18 protein-coding genes and 1 pseudogene are annotated in these 18444 nt (G+C 30.5%); 16 read left to right on the top strand and 3 right to left on the bottom strand.

Going from position 1 to position 18444, the window contains the following annotated elements; all coding sequences use genetic code 11:
- The first annotated feature begins 84 nt into the window (after nucleotides 1-84).
- From acpP to HMPREF0202_RS01750, 16 genes are all read left to right on the top strand, one after another.
- Nucleotides 85-309 carry an acyl carrier protein gene (gene acpP, locus HMPREF0202_RS01825; RefSeq protein WP_023051686.1) on the top strand — a complete coding sequence of 75 codons (225 nt, stop codon included), beginning with the start codon at nucleotides 85-87 and terminating at the stop codon, nucleotides 307-309.
- A 74-nt stretch (nucleotides 310-383) separates the two neighbouring features.
- Nucleotides 384-1622, top strand: coding sequence for a beta-ketoacyl-ACP synthase II (fabF, locus tag HMPREF0202_RS01820; protein WP_023051685.1), 1239 nt, complete (start codon nucleotides 384-386; stop codon nucleotides 1620-1622).
- 15 nt (nucleotides 1623-1637) lie between these two features.
- Complete coding sequence (rnc, locus tag HMPREF0202_RS01815) at nucleotides 1638-2348, top strand: ribonuclease III (RefSeq protein WP_023051684.1); 711 nt, start codon at nucleotides 1638-1640, stop codon at nucleotides 2346-2348.
- Entirely contained in the window at nucleotides 2335-3384 is a 1050-nt protein-coding gene (locus HMPREF0202_RS01810; protein ID WP_023051683.1) for an elongator complex protein 3, read from the top strand. Before rnc ends, HMPREF0202_RS01810 begins: the two co-directional genes overlap by 14 nt.
- Complete coding sequence (locus HMPREF0202_RS01805; protein WP_023051682.1) at nucleotides 3356-4822, top strand: Rne/Rng family ribonuclease; 1467 nt, start codon at nucleotides 3356-3358, stop codon at nucleotides 4820-4822. Before HMPREF0202_RS01810 ends, HMPREF0202_RS01805 begins: the two co-directional genes overlap by 29 nt.
- 7 nt (nucleotides 4823-4829) lie before the next feature.
- Nucleotides 4830-5312 carry a pantetheine-phosphate adenylyltransferase gene (gene coaD / locus HMPREF0202_RS01800; RefSeq protein WP_023051681.1) on the top strand — a complete coding sequence of 161 codons (483 nt, stop codon included), beginning with the start codon at nucleotides 4830-4832 and terminating at the stop codon, nucleotides 5310-5312.
- A 2-nt stretch (nucleotides 5313-5314) separates the two neighbouring features.
- The gene (gene radA, locus HMPREF0202_RS01795; protein WP_023051680.1) at nucleotides 5315-6700 is read left to right on the top strand and encodes a DNA repair protein RadA; all 1386 of its coding nucleotides are present in this window, start codon (nucleotides 5315-5317) and stop codon (nucleotides 6698-6700) included.
- Nucleotides 6693-7754, top strand: a complete 1062-nt coding sequence (disA, locus tag HMPREF0202_RS01790; protein ID WP_023051679.1) for a DNA integrity scanning diadenylate cyclase DisA — start codon at nucleotides 6693-6695, stop codon at nucleotides 7752-7754. Before radA ends, disA begins: the two co-directional genes overlap by 8 nt.
- An 88-nt stretch (nucleotides 7755-7842) precedes the next feature.
- Nucleotides 7843-10323 carry a heavy metal translocating P-type ATPase gene (locus HMPREF0202_RS01785; RefSeq protein WP_040406070.1) on the top strand — a complete coding sequence of 827 codons (2481 nt, stop codon included), beginning with the start codon at nucleotides 7843-7845 and terminating at the stop codon, nucleotides 10321-10323.
- A gap of 14 nt (nucleotides 10324-10337) precedes the next feature.
- Nucleotides 10338-10625 (top strand): metal-sensitive transcriptional regulator, encoded by a 288-nt coding sequence (locus tag HMPREF0202_RS01780; protein ID WP_023051677.1) that lies wholly within the window; start codon nucleotides 10338-10340, stop codon nucleotides 10623-10625.
- 75 nt (nucleotides 10626-10700) lie between these two features.
- Nucleotides 10701-11666, top strand: coding sequence for a BMP family lipoprotein (locus HMPREF0202_RS01775; RefSeq protein ID WP_023051676.1), 966 nt, complete (start codon nucleotides 10701-10703; stop codon nucleotides 11664-11666).
- Between the two features lie 65 nt (nucleotides 11667-11731).
- Nucleotides 11732-12913: a phosphopentomutase gene (locus HMPREF0202_RS01770; protein ID WP_023051675.1), complete on the top strand. Its 1182-nt coding sequence runs from the start codon at nucleotides 11732-11734 to the stop codon at nucleotides 12911-12913.
- A gap of 21 nt (nucleotides 12914-12934) precedes the next feature.
- Nucleotides 12935-13639, top strand: a complete 705-nt coding sequence (gene deoD / locus HMPREF0202_RS01765) for a purine-nucleoside phosphorylase (RefSeq protein ID WP_023051674.1) — start codon at nucleotides 12935-12937, stop codon at nucleotides 13637-13639.
- Between the two features lie 4 nt (nucleotides 13640-13643).
- Complete coding sequence (gene cdd / locus HMPREF0202_RS01760; protein WP_023051673.1) at nucleotides 13644-14048, top strand: cytidine deaminase; 405 nt, start codon at nucleotides 13644-13646, stop codon at nucleotides 14046-14048.
- A 130-nt stretch (nucleotides 14049-14178) separates the two neighbouring features.
- A complete protein-coding gene (locus HMPREF0202_RS01755) occupies nucleotides 14179-14889 on the top strand; it encodes a GntR family transcriptional regulator (protein WP_023051672.1) in 711 nt (236 codons plus the stop codon).
- A gap of 163 nt (nucleotides 14890-15052) precedes the next feature.
- Nucleotides 15053-16483, top strand: coding sequence for an aspartate ammonia-lyase (locus HMPREF0202_RS01750; protein ID WP_023051671.1), 1431 nt, complete (start codon nucleotides 15053-15055; stop codon nucleotides 16481-16483).
- A 31-nt stretch (nucleotides 16484-16514) separates the two neighbouring features.
- On the opposite strand, the gene bioD is transcribed toward HMPREF0202_RS01750, so the two are convergent.
- From bioD to HMPREF0202_RS01735, 3 genes and pseudogenes are all read right to left on the bottom strand, one after another.
- Nucleotides 16515-17186 carry a dethiobiotin synthase gene (bioD, locus tag HMPREF0202_RS01745; RefSeq protein ID WP_023051670.1) on the bottom strand — a complete coding sequence of 224 codons (672 nt, stop codon included), beginning with the start codon at nucleotides 17184-17186 and terminating at the stop codon, nucleotides 16515-16517.
- Nucleotides 17176-18165, bottom strand: a complete 990-nt coding sequence (gene bioB, locus HMPREF0202_RS01740; RefSeq protein ID WP_023051669.1) for a biotin synthase BioB — start codon at nucleotides 18163-18165, stop codon at nucleotides 17176-17178. Before bioB ends, bioD begins: the two co-directional genes overlap by 11 nt.
- 19 nt (nucleotides 18166-18184) lie before the next feature.
- Nucleotides 18185-18444 (bottom strand): annotated as a pseudogene (locus tag HMPREF0202_RS01735) (mechanosensitive ion channel domain-containing protein); the annotation flags it as partial.

The raw sequence follows: 18444 nt of genomic DNA, 5'->3' as shown, positions 1-18444 counted from the left end.
TACTAAAGATTATAAAACTTGAAAAAATATATTAAATTTGCTAATATATTAATATAAATAATTTAAAAATTAGGAGGAAAACACATGTTAGATAAAATAAGAGAAATAGTTGTAGAGCAATTAGGAGTAGACGCTGATCAAGTAACTTTAGAGGCAAACTTCGTAGAGGATTTAGGAGCAGATTCATTAGATACAGTTGAGTTAATAATGGCTTTCGAAGAGGAGTTCGACGTAGAGATTCCTGATACAGAAGCAGAAAAAATTAAAACTGTTCAAGACGTTGTAAACTACATTGAGTCAAATAAGTAAGATAAATTTAAAGGGGTATGAAAGTACCCCTTTAGTTATATTTTTTGGAAAAATAACGAAGAGGTGGATAAATAATGAGAAGAGTAGTTGTAACAGGAGTTGGTTTAATAACTTCACTAGGTACTGGGACGGAAAAATCTTGGGAAGCTATTAAGGCTGGAAAATGTGGAATAAAAGAGATTAAATCTTTTGATACAACAGAAAGTGCCGTTAAAATAGCTGGAGAAGTTACTGACTTTGACCCAACAGAGTTTGGAATAGAAAAGAAAGAAGTAAAAAAATTAGCTAGAAATACACAATTTGCAATTGCCGCTGCAAAAATGGCATTAGAAGACTCAGGACTTGTTATAGATGATAAAAATGCAACTAAAGTTGGAACAATAGTATCATCAGGAATTGGTGGAATAGAAATTTTTGAAGATCAATATGGAACAATGTTAGAAAAAGGTGTAAGAAGAATATCTCCATTTACAATACCAGCAATGATAAATAATATGGCATCAGGAAATGTTGGGATTTATTTTGGTGCAAAAGGACCAAATAAAGCTGTTGTAACAGCATGTGCTGCAGGAACTCATTCAATTGGTGATTCTTATGAAATGATAAAATCAGGAAGAACAGATGCAATGATTACAGGTGGTACAGAAGCATGTATTACAAAATTTGCAATAAATGCATTTGCAAATATGAAAGCATTATCAACAAGAAACGATGAGCCTGAAAAAGCTTCAAGACCATTTACAGCTGACAGAGATGGATTTGTAATGGGAGAGGGTGCAGGAGTTCTAATTTTAGAAGAGTTAGAATCAGCAAAAGCTAGAGGAGCAAAGATATATGCAGAAGTAGTAGGTTATGGAGAAACTTGTGATGCATACCATATTACATCACCAGCAGAAGGTGGAGAAGGAGCTACTAGAGCTTTTATTATGGCTATGGAAGAGGGGAATATAAAACCAGAAGAAGTAGGATACATTAATGCTCATGGAACATCAACACCTGCAAATGATAGAAATGAAACTGCAGCTATAAAGGATGCTTTTGGAGATTCAGCATATACTATGAATATATCTTCAACAAAAGGAGCTACTGGTCACGGGCTAGGAGCAGCTGGAGGAATTGAAGGAGTAATTTTAGCATTATCAATAGCAGAAGGAGTAGTGCCTCCAACAATAAATTTAGATAATCCTGATCCAGCATTAGATTTAAACTATACACCAAATGAAATGGTAAAAAGAGAAATAGAAGTTGGAATGTCAAGTTCATTAGGATTTGGTGGACACAATGCTGTAATCGCTATGAGAAAATATAAGTAAAAAGGAGAGAGATAAGTGAAAAGATCATACTTAGAATTAGAGGATAAAATAGGTTATGCCTTTAAAAATAAGGAGTTGTTAAAAAATGCACTTATCCATAGATCTTTTGGAAACGAACACGCTAAATATAGAAAACTAAATAATGAGAGACTAGAACTGCTAGGAGATGCAGTTCTAGATCTTATTGTGACAGAATATTTATATAAAAGTTACCCAAATGCTTTAGAGGGAGACTTAGCGAAACTAAAAGCTATGGTAGTAAGTGAGCCTGTATTGGCAAGAATATCAAAAAGTTTAGATTTTGGACAATATTTAATGCTGAGTAAAGGTGAAGAGTTAACTGGTGGAAGAGAAAGAAATTCGATATTAGGTGATGTTTTTGAAGCAATATTAGGTGCTATATATTTAGATTCAGACTTTATAGTGGCAAAAGATATAGCTATGAAATTTTTAAAGTATCCAATTGAACATATAAATGAAAATGAGGATATCTTAGATTTTAAAACAATATTACAAGAGTATAGTCAAAAAGAATACAAAATAATTCCAACTTATCAAGTAGTTAGTGAAGCTGGACCAGATCATTTAAAAGTTTTTGAGGTTGTTGCAGTTATAAAAGATGATTTAAAAGGTTATGGAAAAGGTAAAAATAAAAAAAGTGCAGAACAATCGGCAGCAAAAGATATTTGTAAAAAGTTAGGAGTAAAGCTTTATGAAACATTATAATATTCCAATTTTTATAAGTCATTTTGGATGTCCTAATGATTGTGTATTTTGTAATCAAAAAAAGATAAATGGTAGAGAGACAGACGTAACCACAGAGGATATAAAAAATATAATTGAAACATACTTAAAAACTCTTCCAAAAAAATCCAAGAAAGAGGTGGCTTTTTTTGGTGGAACTTTTACAGGAATTTCTATAAAATTACAAGAAGAGTATCTATCTGTAGTTTTTGAATATATAAAAAATGGTTTGATTGATGGAATAAGATTATCAACAAGACCTGATTATATTGACAAAAAAATAGTAGATATGTTAAAAAGATACGGAGTTACAACTGTAGAGTTAGGAGTTCAATCTTTAGATGAAAAGGTGTTGATAAAAACACATAGATTTTATCCAATGGAAAAAGTATATGAAGCTGCAAAATTAATAAAAGAAGCTGGAATTGAATTAGGAATACAGCTTATGCTGGGATTACCAGGATCAACTGATGAAAGTGATTTAGCTAGTGCTATTAAAACAGTTGAATTAAAACCAGATATTGCAAGAATTTACCCAACTTTAGTTATAAAAGAAACTGAAATGGCAGATATGTTTAAAAATGGGAGTTATATTCCGTTAAGTTTAGAAGAGGCTGTTAAAAGGTGTAAAAAAATATATTCGCTTTTAGATTATAATGATATAAACATTGTTAGAGTTGGTTTACAACCAACAGAGGAATTAAATGATAATGAAAATGTTTTAGGGGGACCTTTCCATCCAGCTTTTAGAGAGCTAGTGGTTGGAGAGATATATTATGATTTTCTTAAAGAGATATATGATAGAGAAAAAAAATTAGAAGTAGAAATTAATGAAAAGAATGTTTCCAAAATTGTAGGTATAAATAAAATTAATCGAGAAAAATTAGGAAAAGATTTAGTAATAAAAATGAATAATATGTTAGAGATAGATAGAATCAAAATAAATGAAAAAATTTACTCATGGAAACAGGTTCTTAGGGGAGAGATAAATGAACCAAGTGATAATAAATACCAATAAATTTAAAACAAGAGCTGCTGTTTTAGAAAATGGAAAAGTTATGGAGGTTCATATTGAAAGAGAGGGTGAAGGAACATTAAATGGGAACATATACAAAGGTAAAGTTGCTAATGTTCTTCCAGGTATGGAATCAGCTTTTGTCAATATTGGACTTGAAAAAAATGGATTTTTGTATGTTAAGGATTTGAGAGATTTTGAAGAAAAATATTTAACTGGAATAGTAAATAGCGGAAAACCAATAGAAGAGCTATTAAATGTTGGAGATGAAGTAGTTGTTCAAGTTTTAAGTGATCCTAGAGGTAGTAAGGGTGCAAGAGTAACAACGCACTATACTATACCTGGGAAATTTTTGGTTTTAATGCCGAATAATAATCATATAGCTATATCGAAAAAAATAAAAGATGAAACAGAAAGAGAACGACTAGAGAAGTTATTCTCAGAAATAGTTCCAGAGGGTATGGGTGTTATAATAAGAACAGCAGCCGAAGGAAAAAGTATCTACCATTTTGAAAAAGAATTGCAATATCTAATAAAAAAATGGGAAGAGATAGAGGTTAGAATAAAGAAAGCAAAAACAGGTGAGCTACTATATAAAGACAATGGTATTGTTAGTAAAGTTTTACGTGATATTATAGGTAATGATATTGATGAAATAGTCGTAGATAATGAAGATGTTTATTGGGAGATCATAGACTATATAAGAGCTTTTAGTGAAGGGATACCAAAAATGAAAATAAAACTCTATACAGAAAAAGAGGAGATATTTTATAAATATGGTATTCAAAAAGAGATAGAAAAATCACTAGAAGTAACAACAATGTTAGAGTGTGGTGGTTCTATTGTAATTGAAAAGACAGAAGCTTTGGTAAGTATAGATGTTAATACTGGAAAAAATATAGGAACTATGAATTTAGAGGAAACCGTAGTTAAAACCAATATAGAAGCAGCAGTAGAAATAGCTCGACAGCTGAGAATAAGAAATTTAAGTGGAATTATTATTATTGACTTTATTGATATGAAAGTTGAAGAAGATAAACAAAAAGTATTGAAAGTATTAGAAGAGAGTTTAGCAAAAGATAGAGTTAAAACAAATATAATTCATTTTACAGATTTAGGACTAGTAGAGATGACTAGAAAAAGATTAGGAAAACCTTTGAGTTACTATTTTCAAGACGAATGTCCACTATGTAAAGGAACAGGGAAAATAAAGGGAAGTAGAGCTATTGTAGAAAATATAATAAAAGAACTAAAAGACATAGTTAGTGAAAAAGATATAAAAAATGTAAAGATAATCACAAAATCTTCAGTTAAAGAAAAAATAGAGGAGATATATTTTGATTTTATTAAATCTCTTTTGCAAGCTTCTGGAAAAACAATAGAAATAACAACAAAAAATAGAGATTTACTAAAAGATTACGAAATACTATTAGAAAGTTAGGTGCAGGATGAAATTAGCTTTATACTCAGGAACATTCGACCCAATAACAAAAGGTCATAAAGAGATAATAAAAAGAGCAAGTAAAATGTGTGATAAATTAATTGTTGCAGTTTTAAATAATAGTACAAAAAAAACTTTGTTTTCTTTAGAAGAGCGTAAAGAGATGGTAGAGGAAGTTTTAAAAGATATAGAAAATATAGAAGTAGTTGAACACAGTGGTCTTCTAGCTAATTATATGAATGAGATAGGTTGTAAGTATATAATTAGAGGATTGAGAGCAGTTATTGATTATGAGTATGAGCTATCACTGGCATATGGAAATTATGATATTTCAAATGGTGAAATTGAAACAGTTTTTATTCCAGCATCAAAAGAATATTTATATGTAAGCTCTTCAGTTGTTAGAGAATTAGCGTTATATAAAGGGAAATTAGATAATTATTTAGATGAAGTTGTAATAGAGAAGATAAAAAAAAGATTTGAGGAGTAAAAATGGCAAAGGCAAAGAGTTTTTATGTATGTAGTGAGTGTGGATTTAAAACGATAAAGTGGATGGGTAAATGTGATGGCTGTGGAGAATGGGGAACTTTTGAAGAAGAGATTGAAATTTCACCAATTGCAGCAAAAAGCATAAAGTCATCTACAAATTCCCTTGTTAATATACAGGAAAAAGTAGTATCTTTTGCCAATGTACAATTAGAAAAAAACTTTAGATATAAAACTAAAATTTCTGAATTTGACAGGATTTTAGGTGGAGGATTAGTAAAGGGAGAGGTTGTTTTAATAACTGGAAATCCTGGTATTGGAAAATCAACACTTCTTTTACAAACAGCTAAAGAGTATACAGAGTATGGCGATGTTTTGTATGTATCTGGGGAGGAATCACCTGCTCAAATAAAGTCTAGAGGAGAGAGACTTGGAATATATTCAGAAAACTTATATTTGATGTCAGAAACTGATATCCAAAGTATATATGAGTATGTTATTACAAAAAAACCTAAAATAGTTATTGTTGATTCCATCCAAACACTGTATAATTCAGAGGTAGACTCTATTCCAGGAACACCAACTCAAATAAGAGAGTGTACTTTAAAAATAATTGAACTTGCTAAAAAGAATGATGTTTCGTTTTTTATAGTTGGTCATATAACAAAAGATGGAAAGGTAGCTGGACCAAAGTTACTTGAACATATGGTGGATGCTGTGTTTCATTTTGAAGGAGAAGAAGGGCTTTTTTACAGAATATTGAGAAGTTTGAAGAATAGATTTGGATCTACAAATGAGTTAGCAGTATTTAGTATGGAAGATACAGGGATACACGAAGTAAAGAATTCATCAGAGTTTTTTTTAAGTGAAAGAGATGAAAAGAATATAGGTAGTATGGTGGTACCAGTATTAGAAGGAACCAAAGTTTTTCTTTTGGAAATTCAAACACTGCTTACTGATTGTACTATTGGAATTCCGAAAAGAATCGTTCAGGGATTTGATAGAAATAGAATGCAAATATTAACAGCAATTGCAGAAAAAAGAATGGGATTACATTTGGGAATGAAAGATCTTTTTATAAATATACCAGGTGGACTTTCTATAAATGATCCAGCAGCTGATTTAGGAGCTCTTATATCAATTGTTTCTTTATATAGAAACGTAGCTATTAGTCAAAAAATAGCAGCTATAGGGGAGCTGGGGTTAAGAGGTGAAATTAGAAAAGCATTTTTTATAGATAGAAGATTAAGAGAACTTGAAAAACTTGGTTTTAAAGGTGTGTACGTTCCTGAGGCTAACAGAAAAGAGATTGAAAAAAATAGTTATAAATTGAAAATAATATATTTAAAAAATTTAGAAGAATTTTTAGAGAGGATGAGTAAAGATGAATAACCCAGAATTCTTAGAGATTCTTTCTCTTTTGGCTCCAGGGACAAAGTTAAGAGAGGGGATATATAACGTTTTAGATGGTGAAATGGGAGCTTTAATAGTTGTCGGTTTAGATTCTGAAGTTCAGAAAATAATGGATGGTGGATTTGAAATAAATTGTGAATATACACCAGAAAAACTATTTGAACTTTGTAAAATGGATGGAGCTATAATATTAGACTCTGATATAACAAGAATACACTCTGCAAATGTACATTTGCAACCAAGTATGAGATTTTCTACAAATGAGAGTGGAACAAGACATAGGACCGCTCAAAGAGTAGCTAAACAAACAGATAAGTTAGTTATAGCTGTATCAGAAAGAAAAAAAGTTGTAACAATATATAAAGGCGAAATGAAGCATAGACTTAGAAGTACTTCAGATTTAATGGGAGAAGCTTCTCAAGGACTAAATACATTAGAGCGTTATCGTTTTGTTTTAGATAAAGCTTTAGGAAACTTAACAATTCTTGAATTAGATGATTTAGTAACATTGTATGAAGTAACTGTTGTGCTTCAAAGATTTGAAAAGGTAACAAGAATATTCCAAGAGATGAATGCCTATATGACAGAATTAGGAGTAGATGGAAGACTTGTTAGATTACATCTAAACGATTTAATTCAGGATATTGAAAGTGAAAAAGAGGATTTCTTAAGAGATTATTGGAATTACTCAAATGCTCCTTTTGATTTAGATGAGATAACAGATAGATTATCTAAACTTACAGATGATGAATTAAAAGAGTTAGAAAAATTATCAGCAGTATTAGATTATGGAAAAACATATTCAGCTTTAGGAAATAGAGTGACACCAAAAGGATATAGAATTTTAGATAAAATAACAAAATTAACGAAGAGAGATATAGATAAAATAGTAAATAATTATGGTAACTTATCTAAAATTCAAGAAGCTTCAACTGAAGAACTTTTAGAAATTAAAGGTATCAGTAAATTTAAAATAAAAGCTATTCAAACAGGTTTAAAAAGATTGAAAGTAACTGTTGAATTAGAAAAGTAAAAATCCACTAAAAAAAGTGGATTTTTTTTTATTAATATGCTATTATCATACTATAGGGGTGTACCCTATAAAATAGGAGGTGTTTAAAGTGGAAAAAAGATATAGAGTTGGAAATGTAACTTGTCAAAGTTGTGTAGCTTTAATTGAAAAAATATTAAAATCAACAAATGGTATTGAAGAAGCTAGAGTGAATTTGGCTACTGAGGAGTTAGTTGTAAAATTTGATGAAAAAGTTATAAAAGAAGATGAAGTAAAAAATAAAATAGTACCTTTAGGATATAGCTTAGATGAGATTAAAGATTTAAAAACAGTTACATTTATTATAAAAGGTTTACATTGTCAAAGTTGTGTAGGAACAGTTGAAAAAATTGTTTCAGGGATGAAAGGGATAGAATCAATAGCTGTTAATTTAGCCACAGAAAAAGCAACAGTTTCATACGATTCAACTATAGTAAAATTATCAGAAATTTTTCATATGATAGGGAAGTTTGGATATACTGGAGAAAGAATAACAGAAGAAGTCGTTGATAGAAGGGCTGAAGAGAAAAAATTAGAATTAAAAAAAGAGTTTAATGAATTTTTAGTAGCAATAATATTCGGAGCAATAATTTTTTATATATCTATGGGAAGTATGATAGGATTACCAGTTCCAAATGTAATTCATTATGATGTAAATCCATTACTTTTTGCAATGGTTCAATTAATACTTTCTATACCTGTTGTTTATGTTGGGAGAGATTTTTATATATCAGGATTTAAAAAGTTAAAATCGAAAGCTCCTAGTATGGATTCTTTAATAGCTTTAGGAACAGGAGCAGCTTTTGTATATAGTATTTATGGAACGTTTAAAATATACGAAGGTGATATTCAGTTTGTTCATAATCTTTATTATGAATCAGGTGTAGTAATAATTGCTTTGATTTCTTTGGGTAAATATTTAGAAAATGTAAGCAAAGGAAAAACATCAGAAGCTATAAAAAAATTGATGGGCTTACAAAGTAAAAGAGCAAACCTTTTTAGAGATGGTAAAGTGGTAACTGTGGATATTGAAGAGGTAGAAGTTGGAGACGTTCTTTTAATTAAACCAGGAGAATCTATACCTACAGATGGAGTTGTTGTAGATGGAATTTCTAGTGTTGATGAAGCTATGCTAACTGGTGAAAGTATTCCTGTAAAAAAAATAGAGGGAAGTAAAGTTTATGGTGCAACAATAAATGGAACAGGAAGCTTGAAAGTGAAAGTTACTGAAACAGGTGAGAATACAACTCTTTCAAGAATAATAAGACTTGTTGAAAATGCTCAAGGGTCAAAAGCTCCAATAGCAAGAATGGCTGATATAATATCAAGCTATTTTGTACCAATAGTTATAGGGATAGCTATAATATCAAGTTTAATTTGGTATATTGTAGGAAGTTTAGGATTAGTATCTTTAAATGCTACACCAAGTGTATTTGCATTAACTATATTAATATCTGTTTTAGTAATAGCTTGTCCTTGTTCGTTAGGTTTGGCAACTCCAACAGCTATAATGGTTGGAACGGGTAGAGGTGCTGAATTAGGAATTTTAATAAAATCAGGAGAGGCTTTAGAAAAAACATGTAAAGTTGATACTGTTGTATTTGATAAAACAGGAACAATAACAGTTGGAAAACCAACAGTGACAAATATACTTTCAAATAGACTAGAAGAAAATGTACTTTTAAAAGTTGTGGGAAGTTTAGAACAAAACTCAGAACATCCATTGGCTGATGCAGTTATAAGAGAGGTTAATTTAAGAAAGTTAGATATGTTTAGTGTAAGAAGTTTTAACTCTATAACAGGAGAGGGAGTAACAGGGACTTTAGAAGATACACCTGTTGGAGATGTAGAAGTAATTGTAGGAAATAAAAAAATAATGGATAGATATTCTATAAATATAGATGAGCATATAAAAGAGGGAGAGGAACTTTTTGATCAAGGAAAAACAGTGATATATATAGCTGCTAAAGATACATATTTAGGTATGATTGCCATAGCAGATAAAGTAAGAGAAAGTTCTAAAAGTGTAATTGAAGAGTTAAAAAATATTGGAATTGATGTTATAATGTTAACTGGTGACAACGAAAGAACAGCTAAAGCTATAGCTAAAGAGGTAGGAGTTACAAGAGTGATAGCGGAGGTTTCCCCTGAGCAAAAATACTCGCAAATAAAAAAGCTTCAAATTGCAGGTAAAAAAGTTGCAATGGTGGGAGATGGAATAAATGACTCTCCAGCATTAACTCAAGCAGATATAGGAATAGCTGTTGGTGGTGGAGCTGATATAGCTTTAGAAAGTGCTGATATAGTTTTAATGAGTAAAAATATAAAAGATGTACCAAAAGCTATAGAATTAAGTAGAGCGACAATGAAAAATATAAAACAGAATCTATTTTGGGCATTTATTTATAATGGATTAGGAATACCTGTAGCAGCTGGAATATTATATCCATTCACAGGACATCTGTTAAATCCTATGATAGCAGGGGCAGCTATGGCTATGAGTTCTGTTTCTGTTGTATCGAATGCTTTAAGATTGAAATGGTTTAAATAGTAACAGGAGGATTTATGGAAGATAATTGTTCAAATAAAATCTGTGGTGATAAAAAGAAATTAATCGCTAGAGCTAATAGAGTGGAAGGACAGATTAGAGGAATAAAAAGAATGATTGAAGAGGATGCTTATTGTGATGATGTTTTAAATCAAATATCATCAGCAAAAGCGGCATTAGATGGAATAGCAAAAGTAATATTAGAAAATCACTTGAGAAAGTGTGTTGTATCAGGGATAAAAAATAATGAAGAGAACAAAGTAATCGACGAATTAATATACACATTAGGAAAAATGATGAAATAATAGTAAATTTTTCTTTGATTTAGGTAAATAATATGTTAAAATTCTACTAGTATAAAGTTATTTAGGAGGGTATTAATGAGAAAAATAGTTACTTTTGTAATGTCAATGATGTTAGCAATTGGATTATTTGCAGCGAAACCAACTAAAGTAGGAATAGTTCTTTCTACTGGAGGATTAGGGGATAAGTCATTTAATGATGCTGCTTACAGAGGATTAGAGCAAGCACAAAAGGATTTAGGAATTGAATTTAAATATGTAGAACCAGCATCACCTGCTGAAGATGAAGAGTTCTTAAGAGAGTATGCTGAAGCAGGATATGATTTAATAATTGCTACAGGATTCCAAATGACAGAATCAGCAAGAACAGTAGCAGCAGATTATCCAGATGCTAAATTTTTAATGATTGATGATGTAATAGATTTACCAAATGTAAAATCTATGGTATTTAAAGAGGAAGAGGGATCTTTCTTAGTTGGAGTTATAGCTGGATTAATGACTAAAAATAATGCAGTAGGATTTGTTGGAGGAATGGAGAATCCTTTAATTAAGAAATTTGAAGTAGGATTTAAACAGGGTGCAGAGTATGTTAACCCGAAAGTTAAGTTCTTCTCTGTATATACAACAGGACCAAATCCATTTAATGACCCAGTAAGAGGTAAAGAGAATGCAATTTCTGAAATTAACCAAGGTGCAGATGTAATATATCATGCAGCTGGTGGAACAGGAATGGGAGTTATAGCAGCAGCAAAAGAGAAGGGTGTATTTGCTATTGGTGTTGACTCAAATCAAGATGCAGTTGAACCAGGAACAGTTTTAACATCTATGTTAAAAAATGTTGATGTTGGAGTTTTCGATACAGTTAAAGCTTTAACTAAAGGTGAATTCGTACCAGGATTAGCTGTTTACGGAGCAAAAGAAAATGGAGTTGGAGTAACTAACTTCGAATTTACAAAAGAGATTATAGGTGCAGATAAACTAGCTAAATTTGAGGAAATCAAAGCTAAATTAATGGCTGGAGAAATCAAAGTAAGCGATAAATAATAAATGAGGGGCTGGTCATTTTTGATCAGCCTTTTGTTACCTTATAGAAAAGGAGATGTGTAGTTATGGAAAAAATAGAAAGAGTTACTTTAATAGTGCTAGATAGTGCTGGAATAGGGGCTTTACCAGATGCAAAAGAGTTTGGAGATGAAGGAACAAATACATTGGGAAATATAGCTCTTGCAACAGGTGGATTAAATTTAAAAAACATGGAGCAGCTAGGATTAGGTAATATTACAGAAATTTTAGGTGTAGATGAAGTTGAGAATGCAAAAGGTGCATATGGAAAAGCAGCTGAACTTTCGAAGGGAAAAGATACGACGACAGGACACTGGGAAATTGCTGGAATTGTTCAAGAAAAAGCATTTCCAACTTATGCAAATGGTTTTCCAAAAGAAACAATAGAAGCGTTTGAAAAGGCAACAGGAAGAAAAGTGCTTTGTAACTTACCATACTCTGGAACAGATGTTTTAGATGTATATGGAGAGGAGCAATTAGCAACAGGGGCTTGGATTGTCTACACATCAGCTGATCCAGTGTTTCAAATAGCTGCTAATGAAGAGATGATATCTTTAGATGAACTTTATTCAGCTTGTAAAAAAGCTTTAGAAATTTGTAGTGACTTATCTCCTGTGGCAAGAGTTATTGCAAGACCTTATACTGGTAAGAAAGCTGGAGAGTTTGTAAGAACGTCTAATAGACATGACTATTCAGTTGAGCCACCAATTGAGAGTATGCTAGATAGAGTTAAAAATTCTGGTTTAGATGTTATTGGAATTGGAAAAACTAGTGACATATTTGCTGGAGTAGGAATAACTGAAAGTAGAGGAACTAACAAAGATAATTTAGATGGAATTTTAAAAACTATTGAAGAATTAAAAAAAGATACAAAAGGAATTATATTTACAAATTTAGTTGATTTTGACATGAAGTATGGACATAGAAGAGATCCAAAAGGTTATAAATTAGCTTTAGAAGAGTTTGATAATTATCTTCCAGAAATTATGGAAAATTTAAAAGAGAATGAACTTCTTATATTAACAGCAGATCATGGATGTGATCCAACTTATAAAGGTAGTGATCATACAAGAGAGTATATTCCATTATTAGTATATGGAAAGAAGTTAAAAGAAAACGTTGATTTAGGAATTCAAAATGGATTCTCAACAATAGCAGCAACTGTAGAAGATCTTTTATTAGGAAAAACTAATTTAAAAGGAAGTTTTGCTGATAAAATTATAAAATAAAAGGAAAACTAGGAGGGTAAAATGAGCGTACATATAGGAGCAAAAAAAGGAGAAATAGCAGAAACAGTATTATTACCAGGAGATCCATTAAGAGCTAAATGGATAGCAGAAACTTTTTTAGAAGATGTAGTTTGTTATAATGAAGTTAGAGGAATGTATGGATATACAGGAACTTATAAAGGGAAAAGAGTTTCTGTACAGGGAACAGGAATGGGAGTTCCATCAATTTCAATATATGTTAATGAATTAATTAGGGAGTATGGAGTAAAAAATCTAATTAGAGTTGGAACAGCAGGATCTTATAGAGAAGATGTTAAAATAAGAGATGTAATATTAGCTATGTCATCATCAACAACATCAGGAATGAATAGATTGAGATTTGGAGGGGCAGATTATGCACCAACAGCAGATTTTGGACTGTTTATGAAGGCAGCTGAAGCTGCAAAGGCAAAAGGAATAGAAGTTAAAGGTGGAAATGTTTTAACTGCAGATGAGTTCTATGGAGACAATTTTGAATCGTATAAAAAATGGGCAGAGTTTGGTGTGCTTTGTGTTGAGATGGAAACAGCAGCACTGTATACAATAGCAGCAAAATATAATGCAAAAGCTTTGACGATATTAACGATTTCAGATTCTTTGGTTACTGGTGAAGAAACAACATCTCAAGAAAGACAAACAACTTTAACAGATATGATTGAAATAGCATTAGAAAGTGTAGCGGAGTAATAATATGAAAAAAGAATTGAATGAAAAGTTAATTTTAGAATATGTAGATAAAGCTATTGTTGCTAGAGAGAATGCCTATGCTCCTTATTCAAAATTTAAAGTTGGAGCAGTATTAGTAGATGAAAATGGAAATGAAACTTCAGGTGCTAATATTGAAAATGGATCATATGGACTTTCTAACTGTGCTGAAAGAAGTGCAGTTTTTGCAGCGGCAAGTAAAGGTATGAGAAAAATAAAGTTAATAGCTGTAGTTGCGGACACAACAGGACCAGTAAGTCCTTGTGGAGCATGTAGACAGGTTATAAAAGAGTTTGCAGATGATGATACAATAATCATCTTAGGAAATCTAAAAAGAGATTATAAACTAATGACAATGGAAGAATTATTACCATATGGATTTGAACTTTAATTGAAAATAGAGGTGTATATCACCTCTATTTTTTTTGTTGAAATATTGAGTTTGACAAACTAACTAGTATATTTTATTATAAAGATATATTATTTAAAATTAAATGTGAAAAAATAAACGAGGAGGAAAAATGTCAAGAGAAAATAGTAACTCAGCTTACGCATATAAAATATTAAAAAGAAATATATTTGAATTAAATTTAAAACCTGGAAGTGAATTAAGTGAAAAAGTAATAGGTGAAAAATTGGGAATGAGTAGAACTCCTATTAGAGAAGCTTTGATATTATTAAAGCATGATCAACTGATTGAAAGTATTCCACAAAAAGGAACATTTGTAACAAAAATTAGCGCTCAAAAAGTTTTAGAAGCAAAAGTGTTGAGAGTTGCCTTAGAAACTGCAGCTTTTGAAAGAGTTATTGAAGCTTTAGATGAAGAATTTATAGAGGATTTAAGAACAAATATAAAGATGCAAAGGGTTTATTGTGAGGGAAACCGTAATTATCTAGAGTTTCATAAAATGGATAATGATTTTCATAAGATGATTTTTGAAAAAGCTGGAATTCCAGGATTGTGGGAATTAGCATTAAATGGAACAGGTCATTATCAAAGAGTAAGAGTTCTAAACGCTAAAAATAAAACAAGTGATATATCAGTTGTTAAAGAGCATGAGGAAATTTTAGAGGCCTTGGAAAAAAAAGATATAGATAAATTAAGAGGAATGTTAGAACATCACCTAGGAAGAACTCTTCTAAAATTGAAAAAATTAGAAGCTGAGAATCCAGAATATTTTGAGGTAAAAGAAGAAGTAACTAAAGATGACACTTTTATATTGTTAAAATAAAAAATCCATAAAAAACACTTGACTTTTATAAAAAAAACAGTATACTTTAAAACATAAAAGCACGAATGAACGAATAAAGAACGAAATGTTTATTTTCAAAAAAGAATAAAATGAAAATAAAGTTTTATAGTTTGATGTTTTATGTTCTGGGGAAAATAAAGGGATGGTGAAAGAATTGGAAAAGTTTAGATTAGAAAGTGATTCTATTGGAACAATACAAGTTCCAGCAGAGGCTTATTATGGAGTTCAATCATTAAGAGGGAAAAATAATTTCCATATTACGGGGTATAAATTAGGAAATGATTTTATTAAAGCTTTAGCATATGTAAAGAAAGCCTCAGCTATAGCAAACTTAGAAGCAGGAATGCTGGACGAGGATGTTGTAAATGCTATAGTTAAAGCTTCTGAAGAGATAATAGATGGTAAATTTATGGATCAGTTTATAACTGATGTTATTCAAGGTGGAGCAGGAACATCAATGAATATGAATATGAATGAAGTAATTGCTAATAGAGCAGGAGAGTTACTAGGAGGAGAACTTGGGAAATATGATAAAGTTCATCCAAATGATCATGTAAATTATGGACAATCTACAAATGATGTAATTCCAACTGCAGGAAAATTAGCTTTACAAATGATGTCAGAAGAGTTATTAAAAACTTTAGAAAGATTAAATTTAACTTTGTTAGATAAAAGTATAGAGTTTGATAATGTTATAAAAATGGGAAGAACACACCTTCAAGATGCAGTGCCAATTAGATTAGGACAAGAGTTTAAAGCTTATGCACAACCAATAGCTAGAGATATAAAGAGAATAAAGATAGCTTTGGAAGATTTAAAAACAGTTAATATGGGAGCAACTGCAGTAGGAACAGGAATTAATGCTGATACAAAGTATGTAGAGGATGTTGTTAGAATTTTGTCTGAGGTAACTAATGTTGATTTTGTTCAAGCTGATGACTTAGTTGATGGAACAAGAAATTTAGATAGTTTTGTATGGTTATCTTCAGCATTAAAAGTAGCTGCTGTAAATTTATCAAAAATGGCAAATGATTTAAGATTAATGGCATCAGGACCAAAAACAGGATTAGCAGAAATTAATTTACCTCAACAACAGCCAGGATCTTCAATAATGCCTGGAAAAGTAAATCCAGTAATTCCTGAAGTAATGAACCAAGTTTGTTTCCAAATATTTGGAAATGATCAGACAGTAACAAAAGCAGCAGAAGCAGGTCAGTTAGAGCTAAATGTATTTGAACCAGTATTGTTCTTTAACTTATTCCAATCGATAGAAATTTTAAAGAATGGAGTTAATACTTTAATAGATAATTGTTTAATTGGAATTACAGCAAATAAAGAGAGATGTCAGCAATTAGTTGATATGAGTGTTGGAACAATAACAGCTTTGAATCCACATATAGGATACAAAAATGCAGCAGATATAGCAAAAACATCTATAAAGACAGGAGTTTCAGTGGTAGATTTAATTTTAGAAAGAAAATTGTTAACAAAAGAGGAGTTAGATATAATTTTAAATCCTTTTGAAATGACAAAACCAGGAATTCCAGGAAAAAGTTTATTAAAAAATAGATAGTATAAAAAAGAGGTCAAATTTTTGACCTCTTTTATTTTTCTAAAAATGAAATGAGAGTTTGTTCAGGAATTATAGTATCACCATTATGGATAATAAGATGATTGTTAATTTGACTAGTTTCTAAAACAACTTTAATATTGTCATCTTCATAAAATTCTTTTGTATAATTATTAAAAATAATACCTTGAATAGGTATTTGTTTTTCTTTTAAAAAGCTAAGAGTTAACATTGTGTGGTTTATAGCTCCAACTTTTGTAGAACAAACGAGTATTACTGATAGATTTAAATCTTTTATAAAATTAAACATAAAATATTTATTCCGTATTATTGGAACGTATATACCTCCAGCAGCTTCTATAAAAGTTGTTGAGTACTTAGATTTTAAAATATCCCATTGATTAAAGATAGAGTTCATAGAAATAGGAATATTTTCTAACTCAGAAGCTAAATGAGGAGACACAGGAGTTTTGAAAAGATAAGTAGTCATTTCAGGTTTTAAAGTTGTTCCAGTAAAATCACATAAAAATTTTGGATCTAATGGAACTAATTTTTCATTTTCAAAATAGCATCCTGTTTGAAGTGGTTTATAATAACCGATATTATAGTTTTTTAAAGATTTAAAAATAAGGGAAGACACATACGTCTTCCCTATATCAGTGTCTGTCCCTATAATAAAGTATCCTGTTTTTAGTTTATTTATCAAGGGTAAATCCCTCCTTAACAACCATCTCTTTATCAGAGGCTATAGTGCTTCCTGTTGTTGTAAGAAAATTTCCAGTTAAAGCTGAATTGATTCCACCTTTAATTCCTTGAATTTCTAAATCGCCAAGTTGAAGTCTTCCACCAGCATATCTTAAAGAAGAATCTGGATTTATGAAACGATAAACAGCGATTGTTTTAATAATTTCCATAGGGTCTAAAGGAGAATAATCGGCCATAGGTGTTCCTGCAATAGGTGTTAAAAAATTTAGGGGTATAGATTTGACATTTAAATTTTTTAGTTCAAAAGCCATATTTAATCTATCGACTCTACTTTCTCCTAAACCAAAAATTCCCCCACTACAAACTTCTAGACCAGCTTCTTGGGCTATTAGAATTGTATCAACTCTATCTTGATATGTATGAGTTGTACAGATTTTATCATAAAAATCTCTAGAAGTTTCTAAATTGTGGTGATATGTTTTTACCCCTGCTTCTTTTAAAGATTTTGCAGATTCTTTAGTAAGTAATCCATGTGAAGCACATAGATGAATATTACTATTTCTTTTCATATATTTATAAAGATTTGCAACTTCTAAGGTATCTTTTTCTGTAAGTAATCCTCGACCACTAGTGACTAATGCAAAACGATTAGCTCCTTCTTTCTCAACATTTAAAGCTAAATTTAAAGCTTCCTCTTTATTAGTTAGAGGATAAACAGGTGAAGCCGTTTTAAAGTGGGCAGATTGAGCGCAATATTTGCAGTCTTCTGGGCACTTTCCTGATTTAGCATTCATTATAGTGCATAAGTTAAATTTTTCTCCACAAAAGAATTTTCTAATTTCATTTGCACAATCTGATAGAAAAAGAATTTCGTTTTTATTAATATCTATATCTAAATTTATAAGTTTTTCAGCATCATCAAAAGTAATACTATTTCCATTAATTATGCTTTCTTTTAAAGTTAAAATAAAATTTTTCAAAAATATGCACCTCGTTTAATTATTTTTGATAAACATCAAGTTTGTTGTATGGGATTTCAATTCCTTCTTGATCGAATCTCTTTTTAACAAGTTCTTGTAAATCAAAGAAAACATCCCAGTAATTTTCTTTCTTAGCCCAAACCCTCATTGTGAAGTCTAAAGAGCTTGAGTTATGTTTACTAAGTCTTACAAAGATATCTTTATCTTGAAGAATTAAAGCATGGTTTTTAGCTATATCAGTTAATAATTCTTTAACTTGATCAATAGATGTGTCATATG

The sequence above is a fragment of the Cetobacterium somerae ATCC BAA-474 genome, assembly GCF_000479045.1.
GTDB classification, from domain to species: Bacteria; Fusobacteriota; Fusobacteriia; order Fusobacteriales; family Fusobacteriaceae; genus Cetobacterium_A; species Cetobacterium_A somerae.
This window is presented reverse-complemented; position numbering and strand designations above follow the sequence as displayed.

Coding starts and splice junctions, on each gene's coding strand:
- acpP (WP_023051686.1), top strand. CDS start 85: ATGTTAGATAAAATAAGAGAAATAGTTGTAGAGCAATTAGGAGTAGAC.
- fabF (WP_023051685.1), top strand. CDS start 384: ATGAGAAGAGTAGTTGTAACAGGAGTTGGTTTAATAACTTCACTAGGT.
- HMPREF0202_RS01810 (WP_023051683.1), top strand. CDS start 2,335: ATGAAACATTATAATATTCCAATTTTTATAAGTCATTTTGGATGTCCT.
- HMPREF0202_RS01805 (WP_023051682.1), top strand. CDS start 3,356: ATGAACCAAGTGATAATAAATACCAATAAATTTAAAACAAGAGCTGCT.
- coaD (WP_023051681.1), top strand. CDS start 4,830: ATGAAATTAGCTTTATACTCAGGAACATTCGACCCAATAACAAAAGGT.
- radA (WP_023051680.1), top strand. CDS start 5,315: ATGGCAAAGGCAAAGAGTTTTTATGTATGTAGTGAGTGTGGATTTAAA.
- disA (WP_023051679.1), top strand. CDS start 6,693: ATGAATAACCCAGAATTCTTAGAGATTCTTTCTCTTTTGGCTCCAGGG.
- HMPREF0202_RS01780 (WP_023051677.1), top strand. CDS start 10,338: ATGGAAGATAATTGTTCAAATAAAATCTGTGGTGATAAAAAGAAATTA.
- HMPREF0202_RS01775 (WP_023051676.1), top strand. CDS start 10,701: ATGAGAAAAATAGTTACTTTTGTAATGTCAATGATGTTAGCAATTGGA.
- HMPREF0202_RS01770 (WP_023051675.1), top strand. CDS start 11,732: ATGGAAAAAATAGAAAGAGTTACTTTAATAGTGCTAGATAGTGCTGGA.
- deoD (WP_023051674.1), top strand. CDS start 12,935: ATGAGCGTACATATAGGAGCAAAAAAAGGAGAAATAGCAGAAACAGTA.
- cdd (WP_023051673.1), top strand. CDS start 13,644: ATGAAAAAAGAATTGAATGAAAAGTTAATTTTAGAATATGTAGATAAA.
- HMPREF0202_RS01755 (WP_023051672.1), top strand. CDS start 14,179: ATGTCAAGAGAAAATAGTAACTCAGCTTACGCATATAAAATATTAAAA.
- HMPREF0202_RS01750 (WP_023051671.1), top strand. CDS start 15,053: ATGGTGAAAGAATTGGAAAAGTTTAGATTAGAAAGTGATTCTATTGGA.